The 11,250-nt window shown below is 48.7% G+C and carries 2 protein-coding genes, 3 tRNA genes and 5 rRNA genes; 1 reads left to right on the top strand and 9 read right to left on the bottom strand.

Annotated elements, in window-relative coordinates; translation table 11 throughout:
* The first annotated feature begins 73 nt into the window (after nucleotides 1-73).
* Entirely contained in the window at nucleotides 74-1,384 is a 1,311-nt protein-coding gene (locus tag AAFX28_RS10375) for a cation:proton antiporter (protein WP_408687468.1), read from the top strand.
* Nucleotides 1,385-1,472: 88 nt separating this feature from the next.
* On the opposite strand, the gene AAFX28_RS10370 is transcribed toward AAFX28_RS10375, so the two are convergent.
* From AAFX28_RS10370 to AAFX28_RS10330, 9 genes are all read right to left on the bottom strand, one after another.
* The gene (locus tag AAFX28_RS10370) at nucleotides 1,473-2,156 is read right to left on the bottom strand and encodes a DedA family protein (protein ID WP_408687466.1); all 684 of its coding nucleotides are present in this window, start codon (nucleotides 2,154-2,156) and stop codon (nucleotides 1,473-1,475) included.
* 337 nt (nucleotides 2,157-2,493) lie between these two features.
* A tRNA-Asp gene (locus tag AAFX28_RS10365) sits at nucleotides 2,494-2,570 on the bottom strand.
* 31 nt (nucleotides 2,571-2,601) lie between these two features.
* Nucleotides 2,602-2,717: ribosomal RNA gene (gene rrf / locus AAFX28_RS10360) — 5S ribosomal RNA — on the bottom strand.
* 82 nt (nucleotides 2,718-2,799) lie between these two features.
* Nucleotides 2,800-5,689, bottom strand: a 23S ribosomal RNA gene (locus AAFX28_RS10355).
* A 277-nt stretch (nucleotides 5,690-5,966) separates the two neighbouring features.
* A tRNA-Ala gene (locus AAFX28_RS10350) sits at nucleotides 5,967-6,042 on the bottom strand.
* A 39-nt stretch (nucleotides 6,043-6,081) separates the two neighbouring features.
* Nucleotides 6,082-6,158, bottom strand: a tRNA-Ile gene (locus AAFX28_RS10345).
* A 65-nt stretch (nucleotides 6,159-6,223) separates the two neighbouring features.
* Nucleotides 6,224-7,776, bottom strand: a 16S ribosomal RNA gene (locus tag AAFX28_RS10340).
* Nucleotides 7,777-8,092: 316 nt separating this feature from the next.
* Nucleotides 8,093-8,208: ribosomal RNA gene (gene rrf, locus AAFX28_RS10335) — 5S ribosomal RNA — on the bottom strand.
* 81 nt (nucleotides 8,209-8,289) lie between these two features.
* A 23S ribosomal RNA gene (locus tag AAFX28_RS10330) occupies nucleotides 8,290-11,179 on the bottom strand.
* The 16S, 23S and 5S rRNA genes sit together here with 3 tRNA genes alongside, the layout of an rRNA operon.
* Nucleotides 11,180-11,250 lie beyond the last annotated feature (71 nt).

Below are 11,250 nucleotides of genomic sequence, written 5' to 3'. Positions count from 1 at the left end.
CAAATAATGTTTGCTATTTGAACGAACTAGGCAGAAAATTCCTATTCACATTTTGTTACATGGTAAGAATCTAATGTCAGTCTATTACACGCTTTGCTTTCTATCTGCAGCAGCTATGTTGATAGCCTTTGTAAACAGTAAGATAGGTAAGATGCAAACCACAATTGCAATTACCGCCGGCTCGATGATGCTATCTCTTTTGATCTTAGTTGCAGGCCAGAATGACTGGTTCCAACTGACTGAGATTGCATCCAATACTGTCGCAAGTATCAACTTCGAAGACTTTTTGCTCAAAGGTATTTTAGGGTTTCTACTATTTGCCGGTGGTTTAGGCATCAAGCTACCAAACCTAAAAGATCAGAAATGGGAAATTACAGTCCTAGCATTAGCTGCAACATTATTTTCTACCTTCTTTATAGGTTTTGCTCTATACGGATTCTGTCAGCTTATCGGAATCCAGTTTGATTTAGTTTACTGCTTACTGTTTGGTGCTCTTATCTCACCAACTGACCCAATTGCTGTTCTTGCTATCGTTAAAAAGTTAGATGCTCCAAAACGAATCTCTACTCAGATAGAAGGAGAGTCACTCTTTAATGACGGCTTTGGTTTGGTTATCTTCGTAACACTATTCACCATCGCGTTTGGCACTGAAGCCCCAACAGTTGGCAGTGTGACTATGCTGTTCGCTCAGGAAGCTCTTGGTGGTATCGCTTACGGTTTTGTCCTAGGACTAGTATTCCACTACTTGATCAGTGCTACTGACGATCACTCAATGGAGCTACTGTTAACCATCGGCATCCCAACCGCTGGCTATGCATTTGCAGAAGTGCTTCATGTATCTGGTCCGTTAGCAATGGTTGTATCAGGTATTATGATCGGCAACTGGACTCGCTTTATCGGTTTCTCGAAAGAGAGTGAAGATCACTTAGACCATTTCTGGGAACTGGTTGATGAGTTCCTCAATGGCGTGCTGTTCTTACTTATCGGTATGTCGATGCTTCTGTTTGAGTTCCATAAAGAAGACTGGATTCTTATGGCTTTCTCAATCCCACTAGTTCTCACATCACGTTACCTTAGTGTCTTCTTATCTTACATAGGATTTAAGCGCTATCGTAAGTACAACCCATGGTCGGTTAAAATCCTAACTTGGGGTGGATTACGTGGCGGCTTGGCATTGGCAATGGCGCTCTCTATCCCATCAGGTATTTGGGTCATCCAAGATAAGCTCATCGATGTAAAAGAAATCATCTTGGTAATGACTTACTCTGTTGTTGTGTTTTCAATCTTGATCCAAGGCTCGACTATCACCCCTATGATAGAGAAAGCTAAGCAGGCGCAAAAAGAGATGGATTCAGCGAGCACTGATAATATCGAACAAGATTAGTCTTAACCCATTACATAAATAGATAAAGGCAGCCGAATAAGGCTGCCTTTTTCGTTTTATCAGCAATTAGATCATCGTAGACCAAAAGCTATTTTTGTATAACTTCAGCTTTAGTTACCTGCTTAGCATTCATTCGTCTAACTTTAATAACAATGATGCTAGATAGTGCGACACATAGGGTAATCACTGGAGCCGCCATCAACCCAGCCGTAATATATTTGCTCAGCGTTTCTGGTAGTAAAGGAAGTAACATTCCAAAAGAGCACAATAGTAGTGTCCACAAAATCGCACTCAACCAAGAAAAGTAGTGAAACTTGCTCACCTTGTTAGCTCGCATGCCCATCATTAGTGGCAATAGTGAACGTACTACAGGGATAAAACGAGCGCTAAAGAGCGCAACTAATCCATGCTTGCCTAGCAGAGTATCCACTTGTGCCATTCGATTAGCAGGTACGGCTTTCACCCAGCCTTGAACCTTAGGCAGCCTATTCAGCCAAGCGCCTTGTAAATAACCCGCCCAACTGCCTAGTGCTGCGCAAACGCAAATCAAGAGTAATATCGCAACGGGATCAAGTACACCGACAGCAGCTAGTGTTCCAGACAATACAACAACGCTATCACAAGGAAATGGAGCTGCCGGAATAAAGCCACTTTCTAAAAAAATCAAAGCGCCAACAACACAATAGATCATCATTGCACTTCCAGGACTTTGTAACACAGAAAAGTCTTGGTTCCACAGCGCCATGAACACAGAAAAAATTGCATCTAACATATCGTAATCCTTAGCTAGATATGGAGTAACTCCTTGTTGTATCTCTCAAGCAAGATAACTACAAATACGATAATCAATCGTGAAGATTAGACAGTAATAACCTAAGGTAATCTTTAAATGAATTGGGGTCAGAAAGAGAAATGCTAAAAGCCCGTTGCGTCAGCAACGGGCTTCTAAAACGACAAAACCCAGTCCGAAGACTGGGTTTCTAAATAAGTGGCGGGTGGTGGGGACGCCTAGTTCGGGCTTGCGCTCAAGCGGGACTCGTTGGTCGAAGACCAAAATAATAACGCATATACAAAAAGACCCCAGCATTTCTGCTGAGGTCTGGAATAAGTGGCGGAGCGGACGGGACTCGAACCCGCGACCCCCGGCGTGACAGGCCGGTATTCTAACCAACTGAACTACCGCTCCGCACTGGTTAGACCTAAAGTCTAAATTTAAAGCCTGGCGATGTCCTACTCTCACATGGGGAAGCCCCACACTACCATCGGCGCTAATTCGTTTCACTTCTGAGTTCGGCATGGAATCAGGTGGGTCCAAATCGCTATGGTCGCCAAGCAAATTCTTTAATCTGAAAAGCTGCAGTTCTTACACATTCAATGTTCTTTCTTTGAGTCCATCAAAACCCTTTGGGTGTTGTATGGTTAAGCCTCACGGGCAATTAGTACAGGTTAGCTCAACGCCTCACAACGCTTACACACCCTGCCTATCAACGTTCTAGTCTCGAACAACCCTTTAGGACCCTCAAGGGGCCAGGGAAGACTCATCTCAGGGCTCGCTTCCCGCTTAGATGCTTTCAGCGGTTATCGATTCCGAACTTAGCTACCGGGCAATGCGTCTGGCGACACAACCCGAACACCAGAGGTTCGTCCACTCCGGTCCTCTCGTACTAGGAGCAGCCCCCTTCAATCTTCCAACGCCCACGGCAGATAGGGACCGAACTGTCTCACGACGTTCTAAACCCAGCTCGCGTACCACTTTAAATGGCGAACAGCCATACCCTTGGGACCGACTTCAGCCCCAGGATGTGATGAGCCGACATCGAGGTGCCAAACACCGCCGTCGATATGAACTCTTGGGCGGTATCAGCCTGTTATCCCCGGAGTACCTTTTATCCGTTGAGCGATGGCCCTTCCATACAGAACCACCGGATCACTATGACCTGCTTTCGCACCTGCTCGAATTGTCATTCTCGCAGTCAAGCGGGCTTATGCCATTGCACTAACCTCACGATGTCCAACCGTGATTAGCCCACCTTCGTGCTCCTCCGTTACTCTTTGGGAGGAGACCGCCCCAGTCAAACTACCCACCAGGCACTGTCCGCAACCCCGATTCAGGGGTCAACGTTAGAACATCAACACTACAAGGGTGGTATTTCAAGGACGGCTCCAACGATACTGGCGTACCGTCTTCAAAGCCTCCCACCTATCCTACACATGTAGGGTCAATGTTCAGTGCCAAGCTGTAGTAAAGGTTCACGGGGTCTTTCCGTCTAGCCGCGGGTACACTGCATCTTCACAGCGATTTCAATTTCACTGAGTCTCGGGTGGAGACAGCGTGGCCATCATTACGCCATTCGTGCAGGTCGGAACTTACCCGACAAGGAATTTCGCTACCTTAGGACCGTTATAGTTACGGCCGCCGTTTACCGGGGCTTCGATCAAGAGCTTCGACCGAAGTCTAACCCCATCAATTAACCTTCCGGCACCGGGCAGGCGTCACACCGTATACGTCATCTTACGATTTTGCACAGTGCTGTGTTTTTAATAAACAGTTGCAGCCACCTGGTATCTGCGACTCTCAATAGCTCCATCCGCGAGGGACTTCACCGTCAAGAGCGTACCTTCTCCCGAAGTTACGGTACCATTTTGCCTAGTTCCTTCACCCGAGTTCTCTCAAGCGCCTTGGTATTCTCTACCCGACCACCTGTGTCGGTTTGGGGTACGATTCCTTACAATCTGAAGCTTAGAGGCTTTTCCTGGAAGCATGGCATCAATGACTTCACACCCGTAGGTGCTCGACATCGTGTCTCAGCCTTAGAAAGAGCCGGATTTACCTAACTCTTAAGCCTACGCACTTGAACCTGGACAACCGTCGCCAGGCCCACCTAGCCTTCTCCGTCCCCCCATCGCAATTGTAAGAAGTACGGGAATATTAACCCGTTTCCCATCGACTACGCCTTTCGGCCTCGCCTTAGGGGTCGACTTACCCTGCCCCGATTAACGTTGGACAGGAACCCTTGGTCTTCCGGCGAGGGGGTTTTTCACCCCCTTTATCGTTACTCATGTCAGCATTCGCACTTCTGATACCTCCAGCAGACTTTACAATCCACCTTCAACGGCTTACAGAACGCTCCCCTACCCAATGTGCAAAGCACATTGCCGCAGCTTCGGTTTATAGCTTAGCCCCGTTACATCTTCCGCGCAGGCCGACTCGACTAGTGAGCTATTACGCTTTCTTTAAATGATGGCTGCTTCTAAGCCAACATCCTAGCTGTCTAAGCCTTCCCACATCGTTTCCCACTTAGCTATAATTTGGGACCTTAGCTGGCGGTCTGGGTTGTTTCCCTCTCCACGACGGACGTTAGCACCCGCCGTGTGTCTCCCGGATAGTACTTACTGGTATTCGGAGTTTGCAAAGGGTTGGTAAGTCGGGATGACCCCCTAGCCTTAACAGTGCTCTACCCCCAGTAGTATTCGTCCGAGGCTCTACCTAAATAGATTTCGGGGAGAACCAGCTATCTCCAGGTTTGATTGGCCTTTCACCCCTAGCCACAAGTCATCCGCTAATTTTTCAACATTAGTCGGTTCGGTCCTCCAGTTGATGTTACTCAACCTTCAACCTGCCCATGGCTAGATCACCTGGTTTCGGGTCTATATCCAGCAACTCGACGCCCAGTTAAGACTCGATTTCTCTACGGCTCCCCTAGATGGTTAACCTTGCTACTGAATATAAGTCGCTGACCCATTATACAAAAGGTACGCAGTCACACCACGAAGGTGCTCCTACTGCTTGTACGTACACGGTTTCAGGTTCTATTTCACTCCCCTCACAGGGGTTCTTTTCGCCTTTCCCTCACGGTACTGGTTCACTATCGGTCAGTCAGTAGTATTTAGCCTTGGAGGATGGTCCCCCCATATTCAGACAGGATATCACGTGTCCCGCCCTACTCGATTTCACTGAATGTGCGTTGTCGACTACGGGGCTATCACCCTGTATCGCCGGACTTTCCAGACCGTTCGTCTAACGCATATAAAGCTTAAGGGCTAGTCCAATTTCGCTCGCCGCTACTTTCGGAATCTCGGTTGATTTCTTTTCCTCGGGGTACTTAGATGTTTCAGTTCCCCCGGTTCGCCTCATTAACCTATGTATTCAGTTAATGATACGTGCTTATGCACGTGGGTTTCCCCATTCGGAAATCCCAGACTCAAGTGGCTTTTACTGCCTAATCTGGGCTTATCGCAAGTTAATACGTCCTTCATCGCCTCTGACTGCCAAGGCATCCACCGTGTACGCTTAGTCACTTAACCATACAACCCCAAAGAGTTTCGCGAAGCGAATCTTGAGGATGTTGTTTAAACAACCAAAGTTGTCTGCAATTTTTATACATGATGCAGACTCGATTTTGCCGGACTCAAATTCCAAGAACACTTGAATGTGTTGTATTGGTGTTTGTCTATAAAGACAAACATTGAGAACTTTACAATCAACAATAAATTGTTGATTTGTCAGCTTTCCAAATTGTTAAAGAGCAGATTTTCTAATGAAAACCATGTTTAAAGATTCTTGTGAAAGAACACTTAAAGATGGTGGAGCTATGCGGGATCGAACCGCAGACCTCCTGCGTGCAAGGCAGGCGCTCTCCCAGCTGAGCTATAGCCCCATCAGGTGTTGATACTGTGTGCCAATGTCCAAAGGAAATTGGTGGGTCTGAGTGGACTTGAACCACCGACCTCTCGCTTATCAGGCGAACGCTCTAACCACCTGAGCTACAGACCCAGTATCGTCTCTTAAACTACATAAACCATCAATCTGTGTGAACACTCATCGCAATAATCATCGTATAAGGAGGTGATCCAGCCCCAGGTTCCCCTAGGGCTACCTTGTTACGACTTCACCCCAGTCATGAACCACAAAGTGGTGAGCGTCCCCCCGAAGGTTAAACTACCCACTTCTTTTGCAGCCCACTCCCATGGTGTGACGGGCGGTGTGTACAAGGCCCGGGAACGTATTCACCGTGGCATTCTGATCCACGATTACTAGCGATTCCGACTTCATGGAGTCGAGTTGCAGACTCCAATCCGGACTACGACGCACTTTTTGGGATTCGCTCACTATCGCTAGCTTGCTGCCCTCTGTATGCGCCATTGTAGCACGTGTGTAGCCCTACTCGTAAGGGCCATGATGACTTGACGTCGTCCCCACCTTCCTCCGGTTTATCACCGGCAGTCTCCCTGGAGTTCCCGACATTACTCGCTGGCAAACAAGGATAAGGGTTGCGCTCGTTGCGGGACTTAACCCAACATTTCACAACACGAGCTGACGACAGCCATGCAGCACCTGTCTCAGAGTTCCCGAAGGCACCAATCCATCTCTGGAAAGTTCTCTGGATGTCAAGAGTAGGTAAGGTTCTTCGCGTTGCATCGAATTAAACCACATGCTCCACCGCTTGTGCGGGCCCCCGTCAATTCATTTGAGTTTTAATCTTGCGACCGTACTCCCCAGGCGGTCTACTTAACGCGTTAGCTCCGAAAGCCACGGCTCAAGGCCACAACCTCCAAGTAGACATCGTTTACGGCGTGGACTACCAGGGTATCTAATCCTGTTTGCTCCCCACGCTTTCGCATCTGAGTGTCAGTATCTGTCCAGGGGGCCGCCTTCGCCACCGGTATTCCTTCAGATCTCTACGCATTTCACCGCTACACCTGAAATTCTACCCCCCTCTACAGTACTCTAGTCTGCCAGTTTCAAATGCAATTCCGAGGTTGAGCCCCGGGCTTTCACATCTGACTTAACAAACCACCTGCATGCGCTTTACGCCCAGTAATTCCGATTAACGCTCGCACCCTCCGTATTACCGCGGCTGCTGGCACGGAGTTAGCCGGTGCTTCTTCTGCAGCTAACGTCAAATGATGTAGCTATTAACTACACCACCTTCCTCACTGCTGAAAGTACTTTACAACCCGAAGGCCTTCTTCATACACGCGGCATGGCTGCATCAGGCTTGCGCCCATTGTGCAATATTCCCCACTGCTGCCTCCCGTAGGAGTCTGGACCGTGTCTCAGTTCCAGTGTGGCTGATCATCCTCTCAGACCAGCTAGGGATCGTCGCCTTGGTGAGCCCTTACCTCACCAACTAGCTAATCCCACCTGGGCATATCCTGACGCGAGAGGCCCGAAGGTCCCCCTCTTTGAGCCGAAGCTATTATGCGGTATTAGCCATCGTTTCCAATGGTTATCCCCCACATCAGGGCAATTTCCCAGGCATTACTCACCCGTCCGCCGCTCGACGCCGTTATCGTTCCCCGAAGGTTCAGATAACTCGTTTCCGCTCGACTTGCATGTGTTAGGCCTGCCGCCAGCGTTCAATCTGAGCCATGATCAAACTCTTCAATTTAAGATTTTGTCGGCTCAATGAATACTGAACATTACATAAAGTAATGTTTGAATTGACTGTGCTGAGTCTTTCGACTCGTTGGTCACTTCGTTTCATTGAAACCTAATTTGAAGCCGAAGCTTCTAATTGGATTATCATCAACGAGTGCCCACACAGATTGATAGGTTTATATTGTTAAAGAGCTTTGCTTTCAATGCTTTAGCACCGAAGCGGATGCGTATAATACGCTACTGACTCTATAAGTCAACATAAAATTCTAAAATAATTTAAAACTTTATGGTGACTTGCTTAAATCTTAAGCAAGTACAGATTTAAAGCCTGGCGATGTCCTACTCTCACATGGGGAAGCCCCACACTACCATCGGCGCTAATTCGTTTCACTTCTGAGTTCGGCATGGAATCAGGTGGGTCCAAATCGCTATGGTCGCCAAGCAAATTCTTTAATTTGAAAAGCTGAAGTTCTTACACATTCAATGTTCTTATTTGAGTCCATCAAAACCCTTTGGGTGTTGTATGGTTAAGCCTCACGGGCAATTAGTACAGGTTAGCTCAACGCCTCACAACGCTTACACACCCTGCCTATCAACGTTCTAGTCTCGAACAACCCTTTAGGACCCTCAAGGGGCCAGGGAAGACTCATCTCAGGGCTCGCTTCCCGCTTAGATGCTTTCAGCGGTTATCGATTCCGAACTTAGCTACCGGGCAATGCGTCTGGCGACACAACCCGAACACCAGAGGTTCGTCCACTCCGGTCCTCTCGTACTAGGAGCAGCCCCCTTCAATCTTCCAACGCCCACGGCAGATAGGGACCGAACTGTCTCACGACGTTCTAAACCCAGCTCGCGTACCACTTTAAATGGCGAACAGCCATACCCTTGGGACCGACTTCAGCCCCAGGATGTGATGAGCCGACATCGAGGTGCCAAACACCGCCGTCGATATGAACTCTTGGGCGGTATCAGCCTGTTATCCCCGGAGTACCTTTTATCCGTTGAGCGATGGCCCTTCCATACAGAACCACCGGATCACTATGACCTGCTTTCGCACCTGCTCGAATTGTCATTCTCGCAGTCAAGCGGGCTTATGCCATTGCACTAACCTCACGATGTCCAACCGTGATTAGCCCACCTTCGTGCTCCTCCGTTACTCTTTGGGAGGAGACCGCCCCAGTCAAACTACCCACCAGGCACTGTCCGCAACCCCGATTCAGGGGTCAACGTTAGAACATCAACACTACAAGGGTGGTATTTCAAGGACGGCTCCAACGATACTGGCGTACCGTCTTCAAAGCCTCCCACCTATCCTACACATGTAGGGTCAATGTTCAGTGCCAAGCTGTAGTAAAGGTTCACGGGGTCTTTCCGTCTAGCCGCGGGTACACTGCATCTTCACAGCGATTTCAATTTCACTGAGTCTCGGGTGGAGACAGCGTGGCCATCATTACGCCATTCGTGCAGGTCGGAACTTACCCGACAAGGAATTTCGCTACCTTAGGACCGTTATAGTTACGGCCGCCGTTTACCGGGGCTTCGATCAAGAGCTTCGACCGAAGTCTAACCCCATCAATTAACCTTCCGGCACCGGGCAGGCGTCACACCGTATACGTCATCTTACGATTTTGCACAGTGCTGTGTTTTTAATAAACAGTTGCAGCCACCTGGTATCTGCGACTCTCAATAGCTCCATCCGCAAGGGACTTCACCGTCAAGAGCGTACCTTCTCCCGAAGTTACGGTACCATTTTGCCTAGTTCCTTCACCCGAGTTCTCTCAAGCGCCTTGGTATTCTCTACCCGACCACCTGTGTCGGTTTGGGGTACGATTCCTTACAATCTGAAGCTTAGAGGCTTTTCCTGGAAGCATGGCATCAATGACTTCACACCCGTAGGTGCTCGACGTCGTGTCTCAGCCTTAAAAAGAGCCGGATTTACCTAACTCTTAAGCCTACGCACTTGAACCTGGACAACCGTCGCCAGGCCCACCTAGCCTTCTCCGTCCCCCCATCGCAATTGTAAGAAGTACGGGAATATTAACCCGTTTCCCATCGACTACGCCTTTCGGCCTCGCCTTAGGGGTCGACTTACCCTGCCCCGATTAACGTTGGACAGGAACCCTTGGTCTTCCGGCGAGGGGGTTTTTCACCCCCTTTATCGTTACTCATGTCAGCATTCGCACTTCTGATACCTCCAGCATGCTTTACAACACACCTTCAACGGCTTACAGAACGCTCCCCTACCCAATGACTAAAAGTCATTGCCGCAGCTTCGGTTTATAGCTTAGCCCCGTTACATCTTCCGCGCAGGCCGACTCGACTAGTGAGCTATTACGCTTTCTTTAAATGATGGCTGCTTCTAAGCCAACATCCTAGCTGTCTAAGCCTTCCCACATCGTTTCCCACTTAGCTATAATTTGGGACCTTAGCTGGCGGTCTGGGTTGTTTCCCTCTCCACGACGGACGTTAGCACCCGCCGTGTGTCTCCCGGATAGTACTTACTGGTATTCGGAGTTTGCAAAGGGTTGGTAAGTCGGGATGACCCCCTAGCCTTAACAGTGCTCTACCCCCAGTAGTATTCGTCCGAGGCTCTACCTAAATAGATTTCGGGGAGAACCAGCTATCTCCAGGTTTGATTGGCCTTTCACCCCTAGCCACAAGTCATCCGCTAATTTTTCAACATTAGTCGGTTCGGTCCTCCAGTTGATGTTACTCAACCTTCAACCTGCCCATGGCTAGATCACCTGGTTTCGGGTCTATATCCAGCAACTCGACGCCCAGTTAAGACTCGATTTCTCTACGGCTCCCCTAGATGGTTAACCTTGCTACTGAATATAAGTCGCTGACCCATTATACAAAAGGTACGCAGTCACACCACGAAGGTGCTCCTACTGCTTGTACGTACACGGTTTCAGGTTCTATTTCACTCCCCTCACAGGGGTTCTTTTCGCCTTTCCCTCACGGTACTGGTTCACTATCGGTCAGTCAGTAGTATTTAGCCTTGGAGGATGGTCCCCCCATATTCAGACAGGATATCACGTGTCCCGCCCTACTCGATTTCACTGAATGTGCGTTGTCGACTACGGGGCTATCACCCTGTATCGCCGGACTTTCCAGACCGTTCGTCTAACGCATATAAAGCTTAAGGGCTAGTCCAATTTCGCTCGCCGCTACTTTCGGAATCTCGGTTGATTTCTTTTCCTCGGGATACTTAGATGTTTCAGTTCCCCCGGTTCGCCTCATTAACCTATGTATTCAGTTAATGATACATGCTTATGCACGTGGGTTTCCCCATTCGGAAATCCCAGACTCAAGTGGCTTTTACTGCCTAATCTGGGCTTATCGCAAGTTAATACGTCCTTCATCGCCTCTGACTGCCAAGGCATCCACCGTGTACGCTTAGTCACTTAACCATACAACCCCAAAGAGTTTCGCGAAGCGAATCTTGAGGATGTTGTTTAAACAACCAAAGTTGTCTGCAATT

The sequence above is a fragment of the Vibrio sp. TBV020 genome (genome assembly GCF_046056895.1).
Classification (GTDB): Bacteria; Pseudomonadota; Gammaproteobacteria; order Enterobacterales; family Vibrionaceae; genus Vibrio.
The sequence above is the reverse complement of the archived record's forward strand: the minus strand, read 5'-3'. Positions and strand labels throughout refer to the sequence as shown.

Coding starts and splice junctions, on each gene's coding strand:
- AAFX28_RS10375 (WP_408687468.1), top strand. CDS start 74: ATGTCAGTCTATTACACGCTTTGCTTTCTATCTGCAGCAGCTATGTTG.
- AAFX28_RS10370 (WP_408687466.1), bottom strand. CDS start 2,156: ATGTTAGATGCAATTTTTTCTGTGTTCATGGCGCTGTGGAACCAAGAC.